Below are 19,436 nucleotides of genomic sequence, written 5' to 3' on the forward strand. Positions count from 1 at the left end.
AATTGGCAGTGCGCGAAGGTGCACTTCGTTCGTATGGCTGTGAATTCCATTCGCCGAGCTTAACTCGAACTGAGGTTAATTAATTACGCGCCCTCATTGCCGAATTCTGCGATCGAATCTCGTCTATTTTCAGCGATCGAGATGAATAGTGGATCTGCGATCGTTCAAACTCCAGAACAGCCTCTAGAGCGAATCTCTCAACTATTGCAGCGATTTCTAGAGCAGCATCCCAGCGATGAGATTCGATTGCGCGACCTATTGAATGAACTTGGCGATCGAGCATTTGGTCCAACGCTAATCATTTGTGCGCTACCCGAAGCTTTACCGCTCCCGTTTGCTGGCATTTCTGCTTTGGTTGCTATGCCCTTGATCCTTGTCTCTGGTCAGATGGTACTTGGATTCCAACAGCCCTGGCTTCCAGAGCAAATCCTCGATCATCCATTTAAACGCGAACATTGTGGGCAGGTTATTGCTGCGGCTATTCCGTTTCTTGAGAAGCTGGAGCACTTTGTTGAGCCGCGCTGGTCGTTCTTGACCACACCCGAAGCGGAACGAGGAATTGGTTTGATGGTATTGCTCCTGAGTATTATCATTGCGTTGCCGATTCCGTTTGGAAATATGCTGCCTGCGATCGTGATTGTTTTCATTTGTCTCGGCTTAATTGAAAAAGATGGATTGATGATTGCGATCAGTGCAATGGTCACAGGGATTACTCCAGCACTATTGTTGCTTCTGCTGTAGTTTTAATTTAATAAGTGAATTTGAAAACTTGATGAAGTGTGGAACTTTGGAGCAGGAACGTCAATCCACAAGATTACTTCTCGCGGAATGGGTCTATGCGTCGATCGATTCGTTTCTTTTTGCATAGTACGATCGCTCTGTTCGTTGTTCTCGTCAACGTCTTCATGATTCAACTCATCTTCCATGCTCCAATGCCTGTAGGTGGAAGAGTAGCAGGATTACAACTGGGATCATTGTTCATTCCCGGACAAGCGATCGCCTGTTCACAAATGCAATCTCATGTGCAATCTCGCGATTTCTGCCAAATCTTACTCTTCGATCGACCCTTGGAACTGACAATGACTTCTGCACGTTCTGAGGTAAAGCAGTGTGAATTATCCTATGCAGGTCGAACTGCAAAATGCGAAGGGAATTATCACACGCTGATCATCGGCGGATGGATGCCTGTGATTACAACCAATAGCAATTTAGGCTTAAACGCGAATCAAATCGCGACCTTGAGAGAACAATATCCACAGCGAAATTTCTTTTTGTATGAAATAGGAGAAACTCGATTGTTGCAGAGTGCGACGGGAATTGCGATCGCGGCAGGACTGTTAACGTTTTTCTTCGGGTGGCTACACTTCTCAGAAATCAGGCTCTATGCTGGCTTTGGGTTAGTCGTATTCATTGTTACTTGGATCATTTCTAATGCAATGATCTGGGGATTAGGATACGTCGATTAGTGTTTTTGTGACAGCTTAATAACGGGGTTGACATTTAGTAGACCAGTCGTCTAATATTGAATTGTTGAGACGACTGGTCTACTAAATACTGCTCAACCTAATATCGGCTTCGTCATTGAGAGAATGGTAAAAGGAGACACTCGACTCGCGCTGATTCAGACCGGACGGCGCATCATTGTTGAAAAAGGGTACAACCACACAGGCATTCAAGAAGTGCTGCAAGCTGTGGGAGTACCCAAGGGATCGTTCTACCATTTTTTCAAGAGCAAAGAAGATTTTGGACTGCAAATCATCCAGCATGAGGTGGCAGAACACGATCGCATTCTAGATCATTACCTAAACGATGAAACGCGATCGCCACTGAACCGCCTCAAACATTACTTCGAGGACAAATGCCAGGAATTTGAATCTTTGCACTACCGAGAAGGCTGTTTGCTCGGCAATCTAGGGCAAGAAATGGCGGATCAAAATGAAGCCTTTCGCCAACACCTTCAAATTGCTTATCAGGATTGGAGACAGCGCGTCGCAGACTGCTTAAAGCAGGCTCAAGCGGCTCAAGAAGTTTTGACTACCTGTGATGCTCGTGACCTAGCTGAATATTGTGTGAACAGTTGGGAAGGAGCATTGTTATGTATGAAAACTACTAAAAGCATCAAACCGCTAGAAGTATTCATGCAATTGACGTTTGAAGTTGTACTGAAGCCCTAAGTTGCGAGTTCAAACTAGATGAGTAGAATTTGTAGTAATCAATCTGAGTAGACTGGTCTATTTTTACTAGGAGGAAGTTATGACTAAAGTACTGATTGTTCTGACCAGTCACGATCGACTCGGCAATACAGGTAAACCAACAGGCTTTTATCTTCCAGAGGTGAGCCATCCTGTTGCTGTGTTCGAGCGGGCTGGAATCACAGTTGAGTATGTCAGTCCTCAAGGGGGCAAAGCACCGATGATTGGCATCGATCGCAGTGATCCAACCAATGCTGCATTTTTGGATGATCCCGCTAAAGTGGCGCAAACTGAAAATACTTTGCATCCAACCCAAGTCAAACCAACTGACTACGCAGCGATTTTTTACGCAGGGGGACACGGTACGATGTGGGATTTTGCAGAAGACACAACCCTTGCTCAAATCGCAGCCGATATCTATGAGCAGGGCGGTGTGGTGAGCGCAGTTTGTCATGGACCTGCCGGACTCGTCAACATTCAACTGCCCAATGGTGAATATCTGGTTGCAGGCAAGACTGTTGCCGGATTTACTAATGAGGAAGAAGCAGCAGTGGGTTTAACAGATGTTGTTCCTTTTCTGCTTGAATCCACGCTCATCGATCGAGGTGCAACGATCGAGAAAGCACCAAACTTTGAGGCAAGAACGGTTGTCAGCGATCGTTTAGTGACTGGACAAAATCCAGCATCGGCATCTGGAGTTGCAGAAGCGATCGTCTCCCTTCTTAACAACTAATCTCGCCACTTGAGCAAGTTCATTCTGTGTTTCTCGCAACGGATTCACAGAATGAGATTCTTACATGTTAGAAGTTTGGATGTAGATATTATCTCGTTCAAATTCATCATTTTTCAAGTAATCCTTGCATCGCCAACAAAGCTGTTCCATAAGCCGCTTCAGTTTGAGCTGCACACATTGCAGGAACTCCGAGATGGCGTTGCCGCATTGTTGTCCAAGCCTCATTCTTTGCGCCTCCTCCTGCGGTCAAAACTTGCTTCAATGGTGTTGACCCAAATGATTCGAGCAGTCGATAGCCTTGGGCTTCAATTCTTGCCATGCTCTCTAACAAACCGTGGAGAAATTCAACTCGATCGATAGGTCTTGGTTCTAATCGAGGTGCAAGTGTTGGATCATTGATTGGGAAGCGATCGCCTGGTTGCAACAAGGGATAGTAATCAAGCGGACTTTCGTAAGGTGGAATACGATCGCTAAATTCTCGTAGTTCATCTGAGGTAAAGAAGTGCTTTAACACTGCACCTCCTGTATTCGATGCACCACCGACAAGCCAACGATTTCCAAAGCGATGACTATAGATGCCAAAGTCTGCTCGATCGACGCGAACATCACTCAATAGCTTTAGTACTAATGTTGAGCCGAGTGAAGTTACAGCTTCCCCACTCTCATTGGCTTGACTTGCAATAAAAGCAGCAATGCTATCCGTTGTCCCTGCACAAATTTCACAAGTAGCTGGAATGTTGAAGCGTTGAGCGATCGAGCTTTGAATCGGTGCGATCGAGTTTCCAGGTTCTACTACGATCGGCAACAATTCTCGAAGCGGCAACCAATCAGGATACTCTAATCGTTCCACATCATAACCAAGCTTCAAGCTATTGTGATAGTCACTGATTCCAAGCTGTCCATGTAGCTGAAAGGCTAGCCAATCTGCTTGATGGAGAAAGTATTGTGCTTGATCAAAGTTCGGACAGTTAGACTGCCACCAGAGTAGCTTTGCAAGACTTGAAGTAGCACTAATGACTGTATGTTGTTCTGGTGCAATTGAGCGAACTTGATCTAATACAATTGCTCCTCGTGAATCGTTATACATCAAAGGTTCAGTGATCGGAACACCAGAGCGATCGCACAATAAAACGGTTGAAGAAGTTCCATTAATTGCAATTCGAGCTAACTGCGATCGCGCTTCGATCGGTAAAGCTTCGAGTAATTTCCATAACATCTGATCCCAGTACTGAGACATTTCAATACTTGCCTGAGCAACAATATCGCCCTGGGGATTGATGACGATCGCTCTTGCACCCGAAGTGCCAAAATCGATACCTGAAAATAGAGTCATAAATTGTTAAGTTTGTTCAACAAGTCTTTTCAAATTAAATTCATTCTTCTTAGAATAACGTCCAAAAATGATTCAGTTCTGAGGAGAAATGGTATTGATGTATACCTTTGATATCGTTGGAGTCTCTCCAATTTTGTCTTTCTTCAATCAACAACAAAACACCCTTGAAAAAAATCTATCCAGCGGAGTCGAATACGTCTCAACGTTTGAATGTACCTTAGATGCGCTCATTCATTCGGTCGAAACAGTTAGCCCTCGACATCAGTGGCATCTCGATGAAGTGGTCGGAACCGTAGTGAACTTTTGGATGAAGAATTCCGACCTCGTTCACCATTGGAAAGATCGACTCCAAGATGCAGGCAAAGATAGTCTACTTGTCAGCCGCGTTGCAGATATTCACTCATTAAAAAACGAGTTTGAACTGCTACTTTAGAACTGTAAACATTGACACTTTCTGAACTCTTTCTTCAGTAGGACGTAGGAATGTAGTAAATACCGTTTTACTGATGATCAGTTTAGAGGTGTTGCTATGGAAACTCAGGACAAAGTAATGTCAGTCTCCCATTTAAGAGAACTCGGAATTACCAGAGAGATGGTCTTTCCGATCGGGCTGGGTGGAATGCCAATGTCAATCCGCGATCGCCCATCGGAAGATCAATCGATCGCAACCATTCATAGAGCATTAGAACTCGGTGTCACTTTGATTGATACTGCCGATGCTTATTGCCGTGATGAATCAGATAAGCATCATAATGAAAAATTGATTTATAAAGCGATTCAACAATATTCCGGTGATAAAAGCGAAGTGATGATCGCGACGAAAGGCGGATTGATGCGTCCGAAGGGATCTTGGACACAGAATGGCAATCCAGATCATCTACGCCAAACGATTCGCGAAAGTTTTGAAGCATTAGGAGGAGATCGACCGATCGACATTTGGCAATATCACTCACCTGATCCACATTACTCGATCGAAGATGCGCTGACACCTGCGAAAGAAGCTCAGAGCCAAGGTTTAGTTCGCTATGTGGGTGTGTCTAACTTCAGCATAGATCAAATCAAACGGGCGCGAGATGTGGTTGAGATTGTTTCGGTGCAAAACCAGTACAATCCTTGGCATCGCAATCCTGAGTATGATGGCGTACTCGAATACTGTGAATCAGAAGGGATTACCTTTTTACCTTGGAGTCCTTTAGGTGGCTTTAGTCGTGTGAGTCAATTGAAGCAGTTTACGGGAATTGCAGATTTAGCGGCTGAGAAAGGTCTATCTATCTATAGTTTGATTCTGGCGTGGATGCTGTCGAAATCGCCCGTCATTGTGCCGATTCCGGGTGCAAGTAGACCAGAAAGCATTGCAGACTCGGTGAAAGCTGCACAGGTTCGATTAGACCCGATGGAGATTGCGATCGTTGAAGATGCGATCGCGAATGTCTAATCTTGTCGTGCCTTGGTAAATTCGACTGAGGCACGTAAGATACATCTATGGAGCAACTGATCAAAACGAACAATCAATCACAGTTAGAATTGCTTGCACTTCAGAATCCAACGTTTGGAATTGATGACAGCAATGTTCGCGATCGCATCAAATCCCGTTTAGAATTGTTCAACGATAGCTATGATGCGATCGAGGATTGTTGTTCTGAACTCAATCTATCTCCTTCAATTGAAACCATTTGGAATCTGTGGCTGCCGCTAGCGATGCAGATTGCAGATTGGAGAGGATCTATCGATCGATGCCTAATTCAAGGCTTTTTAGGTGGTCAGGGAACGGGAAAAACGACTCTGACACGAGTACTAACCGTCATTTTGAATCAGCTTGGATATCGTGCAATTAGCTGGTCAATTGATGATTTGTATTTACCTTATGTCGATCGTGTTGCACTGAGAAATCGTGATCCGCGAATGATTCGTCGAGGTCCACCTGGAACACATGATGTACAGTTAGGAATCGAAGTTCTGACACAATTTAGACAGGGAAATTGTCCGATCGCGCTTCCTCGATTTGATAAATCTTTGCACAATGGAGAAGGCGATCGAACAATTCCTGAAAACATTGATCAAGCTGATATTGTGTTATTTGAAGGCTGGTTTGTCGGAGTGCGTCCGATAGTTTCTCAGTTTGATATTGCGCCGATTTTGACAGAGAGCGATCGACAATTTGCACAAGACATGAATGAGCAGTTACAGAACTATGAGCCGTTGTGGGAATTGCTCGATCGATTGATTGTTCTTTATGTTCCGAACTATCAACTAAGCAAACAATGGCGCAAAGAAGCAGAGCATCGAATGATCGACCAAGGTAAATCAGGACTGAGCGATGTAGAGATTGATCAATTTGTTGAATACTTCTGGAAAGCATTGCATCCAGAATTGTTCATTCCGGCTATTTTAGGTAGTGTAGATTTAGTGCTTGAAATTGGAGCAGAGCATACAGTGGCTCGAATTACTAACCTGAGTTCGACTTAAGAGAGTGTTTGAGAAGTAATCGTTTATCGCATTCACCCGCCCGGAAATGAATCTCCGGGCTAATCGTGGGAAGCCCACTAAACTGGGCTAAGAACTCCGAATTGCGCTCCCAGCCCGCTTCAGCGGGGTTTCCTCCATTAGCCCGGAGATTCATTTCCGGGCGGAATGCCAACGCAGCGAAGCGCTCTTTATACTTCTCAAACACCCTCTAAGACTGAGCACTTGGCGGTTAGAAACCGCAGCTATACAAACAAAGTGCGCCGCGTACTAACAGCCAATGTCAAGGATATTAGTCCACCTTCGTGGACTTCGTTTGTATAGCTGCGAATTCATTCGCCCGGACGCTTCAAGGTAACGAGAATTCAGGCAAAATCTTCTCTAACTCCAAATTTGCAGCAACTTGAGCTAGTTTTTCGACATCAGTTGGATTGCTCAGATAAGGAATTAATCCGAGAACTGGAACTCCAGCAATTCTCTCAATCAGACGAACCGATGCCCAGTTCTCGATTTCTTCGTCAGTACTCGATCGAATACAGTTCAACACAATTCCACGCAAATGAACTTTCGATTGTCGTGCCAATGCCACATTCGCTACCGCTTGCCCGATCGCGCCCAACTTCACAGGCACAACTAACACCGCTGGTAAGTGCCAATCCCAAGCCCAATCCGCCACAGTCGTTTCATAAGTCACAGGCGAACCCAATCCACCCAACGCTTCAACGATGACAAAATCTCGTTTACTTCGCAACGCTTCAAACGCTTTCCAAACAGGTTCCATCTGAACGCGCTTACCTTCAAGATCAGCCGCGATCGGGGGAGCCAAGGGAGCCTCAAAATGCAGTGGATTTAACTCTTCTGGCGTTTGATCGAGATCGAAGATTTGACGATAGAGTTCTCGATCGCCAATTCCCGTCTGCAAGGGTTTCATCACACCGAGAGAACGCGATCGACAATACTTTTGCCAATACGCGATCAATGCAGTCGTCAATACTGTCTTACCTGCGTCTGTATCAGTTCCGGTGATTAAAAGTGCATTGTCGATCATTTTGCATCAACACCTAGTGTAAAACTGGTTTCTCGATCGCTCGTCACATCAATCTGATAACCGCCACCTGTCGGAACAATCCCCTGCCAATTCTGCAAGTTGGCTGCATCTTCGACAGGTCTACCATCTGGATATCTTAGAGTAAATCTTGCTCCTTGAGAGAGATCCAAAGATAAGGTTTGATTGGGTCGAACATTGATGATGTAGCGGCGAGTTGTTGATGGATTAACAGTTCCACTGACCTGGACACCTGTTTGACCTTGAGGAATGCCGATGACTTGTTCGCTTACCGTTGGATTAGTCGGAGAGGGGGACGGTGAAGGAGTCGGAGAAGGCGAAGGCGGAGTTTGCAGCGCAACGTTGAGTTTGAAATCGCTCTTTGGAATGCCTTTGACAGTTCTTAGCTGAATGGTGTAATTGCCATTGAAAGGAAGTTCCCCTGACCAATTGGTAACGCGATTTGCAGCATTATCAACGGGATCACGATTTGGAGCTAACACGCTCAGAAGAACGCCTTCACCTCCCAGACTGGTATTCAAGCGCTGTCCTTGATTCGCTGGAACAATTAACTCTAGAGTTTCATTCGATCGTAATGTTCCACTCCGAGTCACTGATCCACTGGATAGATCTAATTGTTGACTGAACGTGACAGGCGTAGGAGTCGGTGAAGGACTCGGAGAGGGGCGATTGGTTGGACTCGTGGTGGGTTTGGGTGAGGCAGTAATCGTCGGGCTGGGAGTTGGAGACGCGATCGGTTGATTCGCATTCATCAAAGCACGAGTAATTGTCCATGCTCCTAACCCTGTAAGCAGGACTAAACCAGTGCCGATCGCAAACACAGCCCAAGGATCATCCCAAAGCGAACTACGAGACGGAACTGAGGGATCATTGGGACGTTGAACATTTGTTCGAGCCACAGTTGAAGGATTCTGATGTCCGATCGCAACTGTATCTGCTCTCGAAACATTCGTTTGAGGCGGTTGAGCATTGGTTGGAGGGGGCGTTGCAGGGAGTGGCGCGATCGTAGCGGGTGTTTGTAGAACCTGCATAATTTCGGTCGCGGATTGAAAGCGATCGCTGACTCGATAGCTCAACATCCGATTCAATACTTGAGCGAACGTAGGTTCTACAGTGACATAGCGCTGCCAACGCCACGTCATTGTATTTTCATCAAACAAATCTTGCGGCTCTCGCCCGGTGAGCAATACTACTGCTGTAACGGCTAACGCATACAAATCGCTATTCGGATAAGCTCGTCCAGTCTGCATTTGCTCGGTCGGTGCATATCCAAGCTTGCCGACTGTTGTATGCTGCTTCACGGTTTCTTGTGCCTGAATCCGAGTTGCCAGTTCTTTGACGACTCCAAAATCGATCAGCACTGGGAGCTTATCGCGATCGCGCAACATGATGTTATCGGGTGCAATGTCGCGGTGAATGATTCCCTTGCCGTGAATGTATGCCAATACGGGTAAAACTTGCTTCACCAATTGAGTGATTTCGCTTTCTGAAAATACATAGCCGCGAGATTTGCGCTCATCTAACAGCGATCGATAAGTTTTTCCCTCGACATAATCTTGAACAATAAAGAACCGCTGATCCTGCTCAAACGTGGCGCGGAACTGAGGAATTTGAGGATGTTGAATTTGATAAAGCGTTTGGGCTTCTCGTTGAAATAATTCTTTAGATTTTTCTAGTGCATAAGGATTATCTTGCGGCGGCGTGAGTTCCTTAATCGCGCACAATTCGTTAAACCGTCCTTGATCTTCCGCGAGATAAGTTCGCCCAAACCCACCTTGTCCCAAAACGCTGAGAATCCGGTAGCGGCTCTGTAAAATAGTGGAGGCTGGGATGGGTGGCTGCATAACAGGGGCGATCGCACGATACGAACTACTAGAAGGGCAATTTGGAAGCAGGGTTCCAAGTATTTACTTATATCCTATTCGAGACAATTTGGGATAGAGACGGAATCCGCCCTAGAACTGAAATTTCTGAGGTAATCTAGGTAATCTATCGATCGCGTTTTCATCTGCAAAATGGATCACGCTCAGTTCTGAAGTTTTACCCAATTCCATGCACACTTTCCTTCCTATCGCCTACTTTAAGAATCAGTTTGTCCCGTTTGCTGAGGCAAATGTATCGATCGCAACTCACGCATTGCACTACGGCACAGGTGCATTTGGTGGTTTGCGCGGTATTCCGAATCCGGAAAATCCCAATCAAGTGCTCTTATTTCGGCTCGATCGACATTGCCAACGATTGAGCAATAGTGCGAGATTTCTGGGTCACGATTTGCCTGCGGATAAGATTCAGAACATCATTACTGAGTTTGTGAAAAAGAATCAGCCAGAGCGATCGTTTTATATCCGTCCGTTCGTCTACACGTCTGATTTGGGGATTGCGCCTCGGTTGCACAATATCGAGAAGGATTTCTTTGTGTACGGTTTGGAATTGGGCGATTATTTATCTCCAGATGGCGTGAGTTGTCGAATTAGTTCTTGGTATCGTCAGGAAGACCGCAGTTTACCGCTCAGAGGCAAGATTAGCGGCGCGTATATTACGTCCTCTTTGGCGAAGACAGAGGCGGTTGCGTGTGGGTTTGATGAGGCGATTTTGCTTAATTCACAAGGGAAGGTGAGTGAAGCATCAGGAATGAATATTTTCATGGTGCGGAATGGAGAATTGATTACGCCTGGATATGATCAAGATATCTTGGAAGGAATCACACGGGATAGTATTTTGACGATCGCTCGCGATATGGGAATCAAAATAGTAGAGCGACCCGTAGATAAAACGGAACTGTTTATTGCAGATGAAGTGTTTTTGAGTGGAACGGCTGCGAAAGTTACACCTGTGAAAAAGATCGAGACCTTTGAATTTGGCACGAATCGACCGATTACCGATCGATTACGTGAGGTGTTGACGAAAATTACCGAAAATCGGGATGAACGGTATCGCGACTGGGTGAATACGATCGACATTCGATAGATCAATTTTCCAAAAATTTGGTTGAGGCGCGAATGCACAGGAACTCTAATCGCGTCTCTGCGTGCTGCCGTTCTCGCCCCCAAAAACAATCTGTCAAACTTGATAATTTTGCCTAAAAATCTATCCTGAGCGTCTCGAAACTTTCCGCAAAACTAAGTAATCTAGCCCTAGCTTTTTTGATGAATTCATCCTCGATGAAAGGGTTCTTTAAGACACCGTACCTCTTACTGGCGATCGCAGTTGCTCTAACCACGATTCACTTCCAACTGATTTGGAGAATTAATCACCAAGGGCAATTCCTGGAAGCTACGGTGATTTGTTGGGCAGCGGCTTGGTTTATGATTTGGCGCAGACACGAAGAATTGAACTTCAAAAGTTCTCTTGCCGCTAGTGCGATCGCGCTCGTCTTGATCGCTTGGCTCTTATTCCGTAGCCTGATGGTGTCTCAATACGATGCGTTTCTACGATTCTTTCCACTGGTTGCGGGTGTGAGTGTCGCTCTGCTCGCCTCTGGTTTCGCACTCAAATCTTACTGGCGAGAACTTATCGTCTTAGGCTGGTTGACGATTCCGACCACGACTTTACTTTCTCAGATTGACATTTCCCCTCTCACCGCAGAATTTAGCGGCAGTTTGCTTTGGTATACAGGCTTTCGAGTCGTGCAAGAAGGAGTGATGATTCATCTGCCGACTGGAAGCGTTGAAGTTTACCAAGGATGTTCTGGAATTCAACTGATGTGGCAGCATTTATCGCTTGGAGTGCTGTTTATTCTGCTGTTTCCGATCGGCAGGATGCGATCGCTGATTGTGCCGATTGCAGGAATCTCGATCGCATTCATTGTCAACAGTATTCGAGTTGCACTGATGGCAATCTTAGTCGATCAAAATAATCGAGAAGCTTTTGACTATTGGCATTTGGGAACTGGATCGCTAATTTTTTCGATGATTTCCGTCTCGCTGTTTGGCTTGCTTTGCTACTTCCTACTCGAACAAGCCGATCGCGCTGAAGAAGAAGAGGAGGTACAAGCTTGAAAGCCTGGGAGAAAGTTCGGAATATCTGGTTAGCGGCTGCTTTAGTCAGTAGTAGTTTAGTCGTGCTGAGACTGGCAGCCACTCCCGTTCAAAGACCCACTCCACCCAGTTATACGTTTCCTGCCTCGATTCCACTCTCTCGCTGGCAATTCGTTCAAGCTACTCCGATCGGACAACAAAGATTTTACACGCCATCTCTCGCCACCAGCATTGATGACTTGATGATTGCAGGACAGGTGTACCGCTATCTGCGAAACGGCAAACCGCTCGATGTCGAAGTGCGATACTTTCACGATTACGGCACAGTGAGCGACATTGTTAGAGAATCCACAATCTGGGGTGAACGCATTCCTTTTAACCCAGGACAATCGACGTTTGGACCTCATGCCACGTATGAACGATCGGGTCGTCGTTTTATCACTGCCTGCATCGTTTCCACTGGAAAAACGACCGTGACTCAAGGTGAATTTCGATCAGCCCCGAACCGTCCCGAATTTTTGCTCGGTCGATCTCTTCCCTGGCTCCTGGGTCAACGTCCACTCCGAGATATGCGCTGCCTCTGGACGCGAATTTCGACCCCGATCAATCGACTTTCTCCGGAAACAACCGAGCAAGAACTCGACCAAGCCTGGATCGAATGGGTGCAGTGGTGGCAAAACAACTATCCCCCAGAATCCTAAAAAAATCGCGAGACTCATTGGTTTGAATCTCGCGATCGCAGAATCTATTTGCGGTTTTTCTTACGTCGTCGCTCCATCAGGGCTGCGAATGCGATCGCGCTTCCTGATCCCAGAATCGTGAATGGCTCTGGAATTGTTTCGGGTTGTCTGGGCGGAGGACCGGGTAGGGGCACGATACCGGGTGGGGGCGGAATCGGGGTTCCTCCACCTCCACCTGGATTGTCGCCACCACCTCGGAAGAGGAAGGGCAACGCTGCCAATGGAGCCAACCAAAGCGCACTCGCTCCGCCCCCTGGTGCAATCACTCCTGGCAATTCCGGGGCGGCAACCGCGACTTCTGGAGTTTCACCGCCCCCAATTCCGCAGGTTACGCTCTTCATCTGAACCACGAAATCATCGAAATCGCGGTCTTGCTGTTGACGATCGCGCACCAGTTTCGATCCGGTATCGTCCCATCCGACTGTAACTCCGCTGCTACAGAGGTCGCTAATTCCGCCTGCGAACTGTACTTGCTGTTCTCGGTTGGGATTGAGCACATCGGTCGAGTAGAGAATTCCAGTGGGACGACCATTAAACGATGATTCTAAGTACAACACATAGCGTTGATTTGCCTTAAAGTTATACTGCGCGACGGGTTTGGGAACGGCGTTACCAGGTGTGCCTCGGAAGTCCGTATTCGTTCCCAGATGGCTCCGACGAGTGGAAGCTTTGAAAATGGACTCTGGGGCATCGGAAGCTCTCGTTTCTACCAGCAAGGGCGTTTTTTCTTTGGTGTCCAGGTTGATTACGCCAAAGGTCGATTGATACGCGCCGTGAGACTCGACAAAGTTAGATTCTAACGTTGTATCTTGGTCAAATTGAATACCTGAGTTATTGATTAAATTGGCAGCATAAACGGGAAGCGCAATCTGACTCGCGAACCAACCGCTGGTGAGTGCGATCGTCATTCGAGCTAGGGAATTCCGTCGATGAGCAGTCGATGAGACACGATCTTGGGTCGCTGCGGATTGAGCGATCGTTAAATCACGTTGTGGTTCGGGGGGAGACCGGAAGCCACGAGGATAAATTGTCATACAAGGAGACCTTACAGTAGACGGAGAGTAGATGGTTGATGCCCCCGCGCAATTCTGTGTCACAGTCTTTATTACTGTGCAGAATTGTCAAACTCACTGTAAGAAAGTTAAGTATTTCTAACCGAATTATGTCGCACTTCCGCTAAACTGCTGCGCTATTTTACACAAGCTTAAATATCACGTCCGAAATTCTGCGGTTCTTCTAAGGTTCCTCATGAACCCTTTATGAAGTGAGGCTCCGTGATTCCTAGTAATTGCTGAATCTTTAAAAATAATAAGGGGAGCATTAGGCGCTCCCCGGTTAGACATAATTGGTTTTCTAGTTAATCGCTTAACCTTATACTTCATAGAATACGGGATGAAACGGCTCGATCGTGCCCTCCGTGAGATTGAATGTTTCCTCTATCGGTCGATCGATATCAGGCTTTCAAAAGGTAGATATTAGCGCTACTTATCGGGAGCAAATCGTTTCGGTTTGCGTCGAATTAAGGGCAGTCCGGGCAAAACTTTGCTACCCTACGAGACTGCGCCCTTAATTCTCTGGATTTTATGATCGAAGTTGAGCATCTCAGCAAACTCTACGGGTCAACAGCAGCGATCGAGGATGTGACTTTTTCGGTAGAGCCAGGTGAAATTCTTGGGTTTCTGGGTCCGAATGGGGCTGGAAAAACAACGACGATGCGAATTTTATCAGGTTATCTTCCGGCAAGTCGTGGAACTGCGAAAGTGGCTGGGTTTGAGGTGCATGAGAATTTGATGCAGGTGCGGCAGAAGATTGGATATTTACCAGAGTCGCCGCCCCTTTACCCGGAAATGACGGTGCAGGGATTTCTCAACTTTGTGGCGCAGATTAAAGGAGTGAGTGCAGGCGATCGCGCCAACCAAATTCAAACGGCGCTCGAAAAAACCGGATTAGTCGAGAAGCGCAAAACGATTATTCGCAAGCTGTCTAAGGGTTATCGGCAACGGGTGGGAATTGCTCAAGCGATCGTACATGATCCGCCTGTGATTATTCTGGATGAGCCGACCGTGGGACTTGATCCGCGTCAGATTATCGGAGTGCGGAATTTGATCAAACAGTTGGCGAATGATCATACGGTAATTCTTTCGACTCACATTTTGCCAGAGGTGAGTATGACCTGCGATCGCGTCACGATTATCAATCGTGGTCGAGTGGTGGCAACGAATACGCCTGATCAATTGATGGCGCAACTGAATCGCGGAACGGGCTATGAGTTGGAAGTTGAAGGAGATTGGAACGCGATCGAGCATTGTCTTAATCTGATTCAGAATGTGCAATCGATCGAGAAATCTACGAGATCAGACGATCGATATCGGGTTCGCGTCGTGTCAGAATCGGGAACGGAACCTGGAAGCGAAATCGCAACCGCACTCGTAAATCGTGGAGTTGAATTGTACGAAATGCGGCGAATGCAGGCGAGTTTAGAAGATGTGTTCTTGGAATTGACGACTGAAGAAAAACCTGTTGAAGATCACGCTGAGGAAGAAACATGAAAACGGTTTTGTATAACATCGTGGCAATTTATCGACGGGAGCTTCTGAGTTATTTCACGTCTCCATTGATGTATGCGATCGCGGCTGTGTTTTGGCTGATTACTGGGTTTCTCTTTACGGTGACGCTTGATGGCGTGATTCAACAAGCCGCAATTTTCGATCAAGCAGCAGCAGCAGGAACTTCAACGGCTCCAGTTGATATTCCTTATGAATTCATTCGCACGATTCTCGGTGTGATCGGTTCGCTATCCCTTTTCGTATTGCCAATTTTATCAATGGGATTATACGCGGAGGAACGTAAACGCGGCACTTTAGAATTGTTGGCGACATCCCCATTAACAAATTGGGCGGTTGCAGTCGGTAAATTACTTGGTGTGATGACGTTCTTCTTTACGATGTCATTACCGTTGTTACTGTATGAAGCGATCGCGCTTTCTAATGTCAATCCACCAGTTCAAATCAATGTTCTCTTACTCGGTCACGCTGGATTATTGCTACTGGCTGGATCAGTGTTATCGCTCGGAATGTTCATGTCATCGCTAACCGATAGTACGATCGTTGCTGCCATTTTCACGTTTGCGTTGGTACTTGTATTGTGGGTAGTGGATCTCATTGCGAGAAGTTTTGGCGGTGTGGTTGGAGAAGCGATCGGGCATTTATCGCTGTTAAAACACTATACGAATTTGATTCAAGGCATTGTCGATACGAGTAGCCTTGCTGTATTCGCAAGTTATATCTTTCTAGGAATTTTTCTGACGGCTCAATCGATCGACACATTCCGCTTCCAGCGTTCTTAATGCTATGAAAAGACGTTTTAGTTTCGTAAAATTTCTCATTCTGCCGGGTGCAATGCTAATTTTGGCAGGCATTTCCGCTGGCATTGTTTCGGGTACTTGGGGATCGATCCCAATTGGATTGATTATCGCTGGAATTGTATTGATCGGATTATGGATGATTCTGATCGGGCGATTTGAAGATCCTTTGACTCCAAGTTTTTGGCGAAGACGATCGACACAAGCCAGCACGAATGCGTTAGTCAGTACGATCGCGGTTCTCGTCATTCTCGGATTGATTAATTTGCTTGCTGTGCGATCGGCTCAAAGAATTGATCTCACAGAATCCCGATTGTTTACACTCTCGCCTGAATCACAGCAAGTTTTACGAGAAATGCAGCAGGGTGTGAAAGTTTGGATTTTTTCAAGCGATCGCAATCCTCAAGATTTGGATCTGCTCGAAAACTATCAGCGCAGAACTCCGAAATTTGCCTTTGAGTTCGTTGATCCGCAAGCAAATCCTGGAGCCGCTCAAGCTTTTGGTGTCAAGAATGCTGGCGATGTTTTTATCGAACTGCAATCGAGCAAACGAAGACAATTTCTGCAAACGATTTCTCCGCAAGCTCGACTATCTGAAAGTCGATTAACCAATGGGATTTTGCAGATTACTAGCGATCGACGTTCTAAAGCCTATTTCCTTCAAGGTCACGGGGAGAAGTCACTCACTGAAGGCGAAGGCGCGATTTCTAATTCTGTCAAAGCCTTGGAAGATAAGAATTTTACCAATGAGCCGCTGAATCTCGCTCAACTTGGAAGCGTTCCCTCTGATGCGTCAGCGGTTTTGGTAATTGGACCGACTCGCACCTTAGCAGAAGGCGAAGTGAAAGCGCTCCAAGACTACTCTAATCAAGGCGGAAATCTGTTGATCGCGGTTGATCCGAATGTCAAAGCTGGACTCGATTCGCTGTTAAATAGTTGGGGTGTGAAATTAGACGATCGCGTTGCAATTAACGCTCCTGAGCAACAATTAACCAATGCAGGTCCAGCAGTCGCAGTCGTGACCCAGTATGGCGCACATCCGATTACGAAAGATTTTGGCAATGGGATTTCGTTTTATCCGATCGCACGTCCGATCGACATTACAACAACTCCCGGAGTTCAAGCCACTCCACTGTTATTAACCGATCCAAACAGTTGGGCAGAAAGCAATATCAAGCAACAACCGCTGAAACTAGATGGTGGCGATCGACCGGGACCTTTAGCGATCGGAGTTGCACTCGAACGCGCTGTCACCCCAAGCCCGTCGCCCTCTCCAACGCCTTCGCCAACTGCTTCCCCAAGCCCGAATGCCTCTCCAACTGTTTCGCCTAGTCCAGTCGCCTCTAAACCCGCTCGAATGGTCGTGTTTGGAAACTCTACCTTTATCGTGAATGGCTTCTCTAATCAGCAGCTTAACGGCGATGTGTTTCTCAATTCTGTTAGTTGGGTGAGCCAAGATCCGTTCCAACCGCTGTCGATTCGCCCCAAAGAAGTGCGAAATCGCCGGATTGTTTTGAACAATGAGCAAGCGATGCTGCTTGGGTTTTTGGCATTAGGAATTGTTCCACTCGTTGGATTTATCGCGGCTGGCGCAGTCTGGTGGCAAAGGCGTTAAAAAACCTGGAAGCAACTAACTTCCAGGTGCATAACGATAAACCCAAGGAGAATTACATCAAGCCCAACTGAGCCAAGATGCCTTTTCCAGTCATTAATTCAGTGGCAAGCCCGATCGCTAAACCGAGCATTGCCAAGCGACCATTCCAGTTTTCAGCAAAATTGGTAAAGCCGAAGGTTCCTTTCTTTTCCATGTCGTTACCTCTATAGAAAGACAGATTGTTACAACTAACGTAACATTTCTTAACGGAATTGACCATCGTAAAATTTTGGACTGAGGAATTGAAGTCGATCGATAGCCATAAGAAACAGCGGACAAGGAACTCCTCATCCGCTGCGACCTGAACAGAGCGAAACTTGATTTAGATATGAGCCGAAAGAACTTCGCGGTATTGGCTCTTTTGCTTCACGCCTTTCAATTCCGCCACCTTATCTTTGTTCTTGAAGATGTGAACAGTCGGCGTTCCCATCACGCCCGCCGCTTCTGCAATATCTGGATCTTCTTCGATGTCAATTTCGACAAAGTGAATCTGACCATCAAACTCATCCACAACCTTGCTCAAAATCGGTTTCAGGGTATGACAAGGACCGCAACTCGGTGAGGCGTATTTGACGACAATTGGTCGATCGCTTTCGTGATACAACTTCCGAAGTGCCAATCCACCCCGATGCCGCGTATGCTCTAAGCTGAATTCTACAACTTCGGATTCACTCGCTGCATGAGCCGTATTCTCTTCATTCGGCACATCTGCTTGAATCCGAGCAAATTCTTGCACCAGTCCATTCACCGACAGCCAACGTTCCGCCAACATTGCCGCCATACATCCGGTTCCCGCTGCGGTAATCGCTTGACGGAATTCATGATCTTGCACATCACCCGCTGCGAATACACCTTCTAAGCTGGTTTCAACGCTGCCATGTTTAGTCTTGATGTAGCCAATCTCGTCAAGTTCAAGCTGACCTTTGAACAGCGAAGTGTTCGGTGTATGACCGATCGCATAAAACAAGCCTTTCGCTTCGACAACGGTTTCGTCACCCGTCTTGCGATTCTGAAGTCTCACACCCGTCATGTGCTTCTCATCGCCCACAACATCGATCGCTTCTGAGTTCCAATGCACTGTAATTCGAGGATTGCTCAAAACTCGATCTTGCATTGCTTTCGAGGCACGCATCACATCACCGCGCACCACCATGTGAATATGATCGCCATACTTGGTGAGATAAATCGCTTCTTCTGCTGCGGTATCTCCACCCCCGATCACAACCAGCGGCACACCTCGGAAAATCGGAGTTGCTCCATCACAAATGGCACAAGCCGAAATTCCACGGCTCCAAAACTCATGCTCGTTCGGCAGTCCTAACCGTTTCGCGGTCGCTCCTGTCGCGATCACCACGGTATGCGCTTTCACTTCACGAGTTTCCGATCGAATCGTAAATGGACGCTGGGAAAAATCAACTTCCAGCACATCTTCCATAACCAATTCCGCACCCCAGCGTTCAGCCTGCGCTTTCATTTGCGTCATCAACTGAGGACCCGTAATCCCTTGGGGAAACCCAGGAAAATTCTCGACTTCGGTGGTGGTCATGAGCTGTCCGCCGGGTAATCCACCTGCTTGAAACCCTTCAAATACAAGCGGCTTGAGGTTGGCACGTCCCGCATAGATCGCCGCCGTATACCCTGCCGGACCCGACCCAATCACTACTACATTCTCTACAGTTGGGTTTGCCATAAGACCTTTATTACAAACTCATAACGACTATGAGTAGTATAGCCAAATCTGAAAGAAAATGAAAGGGTTGCGCGATCGCGCTTTTAATCTCCTTAGAGGGTGTTTGAGAAGTAATCGTTGATCGCATTCACCCGCCCGGAAATAAATCTCCGGGCTAATCGTGGGAAGCCCACTAAACTGGGCTAAGAACTCCGTATTGCTCTCTTAGCCCGCTTCAGCGGGGTTTC

Annotated in this window: 19 protein-coding genes; 13 read left to right on the top strand and 6 right to left on the bottom strand. The window is 46.8% G+C overall.

Features of this window, described 5'->3' with window-relative positions; genetic code table 11:
• The first annotated feature begins 141 nt into the window (after window positions 1–141).
• The 4 genes from ACQ4M5_RS36420 to ACQ4M5_RS36435 all read left to right on the top strand — a co-directional run bounded on the left by ACQ4M5_RS36420 (window position 142) and on the right by ACQ4M5_RS36435 (window position 2,925).
• Window positions 142–741 (top strand): exopolysaccharide biosynthesis protein, encoded by a 600-nt coding sequence (locus ACQ4M5_RS36420; RefSeq protein ID WP_430680685.1) that lies wholly within the window; start codon window positions 142–144, stop codon window positions 739–741.
• A gap of 95 nt (window positions 742–836) precedes the next feature.
• Complete coding sequence (locus ACQ4M5_RS36425) at window positions 837–1,466, top strand: hypothetical protein (RefSeq protein WP_430680686.1); 630 nt, start codon at window positions 837–839, stop codon at window positions 1,464–1,466.
• Window positions 1,467–1,589: 123 nt separating this feature from the next.
• Window positions 1,590–2,174 carry a TetR family transcriptional regulator C-terminal domain-containing protein gene (locus ACQ4M5_RS36430; RefSeq protein WP_430680687.1) on the top strand — a complete coding sequence of 195 codons (585 nt, stop codon included), beginning with the start codon at window positions 1,590–1,592 and terminating at the stop codon, window positions 2,172–2,174.
• A 79-nt stretch (window positions 2,175–2,253) separates the two neighbouring features.
• Window positions 2,254–2,925 (top strand): type 1 glutamine amidotransferase domain-containing protein, encoded by a 672-nt coding sequence (locus ACQ4M5_RS36435; RefSeq protein WP_430680688.1) that lies wholly within the window; start codon window positions 2,254–2,256, stop codon window positions 2,923–2,925.
• A 106-nt stretch (window positions 2,926–3,031) separates the two neighbouring features.
• Here ACQ4M5_RS36435 and ACQ4M5_RS36440 read toward each other — a convergent pair whose 3' ends face one another.
• Window positions 3,032–4,258, bottom strand: coding sequence for an FGGY-family carbohydrate kinase (locus tag ACQ4M5_RS36440; protein WP_430680689.1), 1,227 nt, complete (start codon window positions 4,256–4,258; stop codon window positions 3,032–3,034).
• Between the two features lie 88 nt (window positions 4,259–4,346).
• Between ACQ4M5_RS36440 and ACQ4M5_RS36445 the strand changes: the two genes are divergently transcribed.
• The 3 genes from ACQ4M5_RS36445 to ACQ4M5_RS36455 all read left to right on the top strand — a co-directional run bounded on the left by ACQ4M5_RS36445 (window position 4,347) and on the right by ACQ4M5_RS36455 (window position 6,724).
• Window positions 4,347–4,691, top strand: coding sequence for a hypothetical protein (locus ACQ4M5_RS36445; RefSeq protein WP_430680690.1), 345 nt, complete (start codon window positions 4,347–4,349; stop codon window positions 4,689–4,691).
• Window positions 4,692–4,787: 96 nt separating this feature from the next.
• Window positions 4,788–5,693 (top strand): aldo/keto reductase, encoded by a 906-nt coding sequence (locus ACQ4M5_RS36450; protein WP_430680691.1) that lies wholly within the window; start codon window positions 4,788–4,790, stop codon window positions 5,691–5,693.
• 47 nt (window positions 5,694–5,740) lie between these two features.
• Window positions 5,741–6,724, top strand: coding sequence for a glycerate kinase (locus tag ACQ4M5_RS36455; protein ID WP_430680692.1), 984 nt, complete (start codon window positions 5,741–5,743; stop codon window positions 6,722–6,724).
• A gap of 346 nt (window positions 6,725–7,070) precedes the next feature.
• On the opposite strand, the gene bioD is transcribed toward ACQ4M5_RS36455, so the two are convergent.
• Together bioD and ACQ4M5_RS36465 are read right to left on the bottom strand one after the other, a co-directional pair.
• The gene (gene bioD, locus ACQ4M5_RS36460; protein ID WP_430680693.1) at window positions 7,071–7,769 is read right to left on the bottom strand and encodes a dethiobiotin synthase; all 699 of its coding nucleotides are present in this window, start codon (window positions 7,767–7,769) and stop codon (window positions 7,071–7,073) included.
• Window positions 7,766–9,631 carry a protein kinase domain-containing protein gene (locus tag ACQ4M5_RS36465; protein WP_430680694.1) on the bottom strand — a complete coding sequence of 622 codons (1,866 nt, stop codon included), beginning with the start codon at window positions 9,629–9,631 and terminating at the stop codon, window positions 7,766–7,768. Before ACQ4M5_RS36465 ends, bioD begins: the two co-directional genes overlap by 4 nt.
• Before the next feature lie 208 nt (window positions 9,632–9,839).
• Here ACQ4M5_RS36465 and ACQ4M5_RS36470 point away from each other — a divergent pair, with 208 nt between their 5' ends.
• The 3 genes from ACQ4M5_RS36470 (at window position 9,840) to ACQ4M5_RS36480 (ending at window position 12,465) form a co-directional block, all read left to right on the top strand.
• On the top strand, window positions 9,840–10,754 hold the full coding sequence (locus ACQ4M5_RS36470) for a branched-chain amino acid transaminase (RefSeq protein ID WP_430680695.1): 915 nt from the start codon (window positions 9,840–9,842) through the stop codon (window positions 10,752–10,754).
• A 194-nt stretch (window positions 10,755–10,948) separates the two neighbouring features.
• On the top strand, window positions 10,949–11,785 hold the full coding sequence (gene crtA / locus ACQ4M5_RS36475) for a cyanoexosortase A (RefSeq protein WP_430680696.1): 837 nt from the start codon (window positions 10,949–10,951) through the stop codon (window positions 11,783–11,785).
• On the top strand, window positions 11,782–12,465 hold the full coding sequence (locus ACQ4M5_RS36480) for a cyanoexosortase A system-associated protein (RefSeq protein WP_430680697.1): 684 nt from the start codon (window positions 11,782–11,784) through the stop codon (window positions 12,463–12,465). Before crtA ends, ACQ4M5_RS36480 begins: the two co-directional genes overlap by 4 nt.
• 44 nt (window positions 12,466–12,509) lie before the next feature.
• On the opposite strand, the gene ACQ4M5_RS36485 is transcribed toward ACQ4M5_RS36480, so the two are convergent.
• On the bottom strand, window positions 12,510–13,538 hold the full coding sequence (locus ACQ4M5_RS36485; RefSeq protein ID WP_430680698.1) for a PEP-CTERM sorting domain-containing protein: 1,029 nt from the start codon (window positions 13,536–13,538) through the stop codon (window positions 12,510–12,512).
• Window positions 13,539–14,087: 549 nt separating this feature from the next.
• On the opposite strand from ACQ4M5_RS36485, the gene ACQ4M5_RS36490 reads away from it, so the two are divergent.
• Genes ACQ4M5_RS36490 through ACQ4M5_RS36500 form a run of 3 tightly spaced genes read left to right on the top strand, consistent with a single transcriptional unit; the run spans window position 14,088 to window position 17,480 of the window.
• Entirely contained in the window at window positions 14,088–15,053 is a 966-nt protein-coding gene (locus ACQ4M5_RS36490) for an ABC transporter ATP-binding protein (RefSeq protein WP_430680699.1), read from the top strand.
• Window positions 15,050–15,850: an ABC transporter permease gene (locus ACQ4M5_RS36495; RefSeq protein WP_430680700.1), complete on the top strand. Its 801-nt coding sequence runs from the start codon at window positions 15,050–15,052 to the stop codon at window positions 15,848–15,850. Before ACQ4M5_RS36490 ends, ACQ4M5_RS36495 begins: the two co-directional genes overlap by 4 nt.
• Before the next feature lie 4 nt (window positions 15,851–15,854).
• On the top strand, window positions 15,855–17,480 hold the full coding sequence (locus ACQ4M5_RS36500; protein WP_430680701.1) for a GldG family protein: 1,626 nt from the start codon (window positions 15,855–15,857) through the stop codon (window positions 17,478–17,480).
• A 52-nt stretch (window positions 17,481–17,532) separates the two neighbouring features.
• Here ACQ4M5_RS36500 and ACQ4M5_RS36505 read toward each other — a convergent pair whose 3' ends face one another.
• Both ACQ4M5_RS36505 and trxB read right to left on the bottom strand, forming a co-directional pair.
• Window positions 17,533–17,673, bottom strand: a complete 141-nt coding sequence (locus ACQ4M5_RS36505; RefSeq protein WP_430680702.1) for a high light inducible protein — start codon at window positions 17,671–17,673, stop codon at window positions 17,533–17,535.
• 168 nt (window positions 17,674–17,841) lie between these two features.
• Window positions 17,842–19,209 (bottom strand): thioredoxin-disulfide reductase, encoded by a 1,368-nt coding sequence (trxB, locus tag ACQ4M5_RS36510; protein ID WP_430680703.1) that lies wholly within the window; start codon window positions 19,207–19,209, stop codon window positions 17,842–17,844.
• Window positions 19,210–19,436: the final 227 nt, after the last annotated feature.

This window comes from Leptolyngbya sp. AN10 (assembly GCF_050565645.1).
Taxonomy (GTDB): Bacteria; Cyanobacteriota; Cyanobacteriia; order Leptolyngbyales; family Leptolyngbyaceae; genus Leptolyngbya.

What these genes read in the sequence shown, in the direction of transcription:
- ACQ4M5_RS36485 (WP_430680698.1), bottom strand. Translation starts at nt 13,538, where the DNA reads ATGACAATTTATCCTCGTGGCTTCCGGTCTCCCCCCGAACCACAACGT.
- ACQ4M5_RS36505 (WP_430680702.1), bottom strand. Translation starts at nt 17,673, where the DNA reads ATGGAAAAGAAAGGAACCTTCGGCTTTACCAATTTTGCTGAAAACTGG.
- ACQ4M5_RS36440 (WP_430680689.1), bottom strand. Translation starts at nt 4,258, where the DNA reads ATGACTCTATTTTCAGGTATCGATTTTGGCACTTCGGGTGCAAGAGCG.
- ACQ4M5_RS36445 (WP_430680690.1), top strand. Translation starts at nt 4,347, where the DNA reads ATGGTATTGATGTATACCTTTGATATCGTTGGAGTCTCTCCAATTTTG.
- ACQ4M5_RS36500 (WP_430680701.1), top strand. Translation starts at nt 15,855, where the DNA reads ATGAAAAGACGTTTTAGTTTCGTAAAATTTCTCATTCTGCCGGGTGCA.
- ACQ4M5_RS36425 (WP_430680686.1), top strand. Translation starts at nt 837, where the DNA reads ATGCGTCGATCGATTCGTTTCTTTTTGCATAGTACGATCGCTCTGTTC.
- ACQ4M5_RS36490 (WP_430680699.1), top strand. Translation starts at nt 14,088, where the DNA reads ATGATCGAAGTTGAGCATCTCAGCAAACTCTACGGGTCAACAGCAGCG.
- ACQ4M5_RS36455 (WP_430680692.1), top strand. Translation starts at nt 5,741, where the DNA reads ATGGAGCAACTGATCAAAACGAACAATCAATCACAGTTAGAATTGCTT.
- ACQ4M5_RS36470 (WP_430680695.1), top strand. Translation starts at nt 9,840, where the DNA reads ATGCACACTTTCCTTCCTATCGCCTACTTTAAGAATCAGTTTGTCCCG.
- bioD (WP_430680693.1), bottom strand. Translation starts at nt 7,769, where the DNA reads ATGATCGACAATGCACTTTTAATCACCGGAACTGATACAGACGCAGGT.
- crtA (WP_430680696.1), top strand. Translation starts at nt 10,949, where the DNA reads ATGAAAGGGTTCTTTAAGACACCGTACCTCTTACTGGCGATCGCAGTT.
- ACQ4M5_RS36435 (WP_430680688.1), top strand. Translation starts at nt 2,254, where the DNA reads ATGACTAAAGTACTGATTGTTCTGACCAGTCACGATCGACTCGGCAAT.
- ACQ4M5_RS36430 (WP_430680687.1), top strand. Translation starts at nt 1,590, where the DNA reads ATGGTAAAAGGAGACACTCGACTCGCGCTGATTCAGACCGGACGGCGC.
- ACQ4M5_RS36450 (WP_430680691.1), top strand. Translation starts at nt 4,788, where the DNA reads ATGGAAACTCAGGACAAAGTAATGTCAGTCTCCCATTTAAGAGAACTC.
- ACQ4M5_RS36465 (WP_430680694.1), bottom strand. Translation starts at nt 9,631, where the DNA reads ATGCAGCCACCCATCCCAGCCTCCACTATTTTACAGAGCCGCTACCGG.
- ACQ4M5_RS36420 (WP_430680685.1), top strand. Translation starts at nt 142, where the DNA reads ATGAATAGTGGATCTGCGATCGTTCAAACTCCAGAACAGCCTCTAGAG.
- ACQ4M5_RS36495 (WP_430680700.1), top strand. Translation starts at nt 15,050, where the DNA reads ATGAAAACGGTTTTGTATAACATCGTGGCAATTTATCGACGGGAGCTT.
- trxB (WP_430680703.1), bottom strand. Translation starts at nt 19,209, where the DNA reads ATGGCAAACCCAACTGTAGAGAATGTAGTAGTGATTGGGTCGGGTCCG.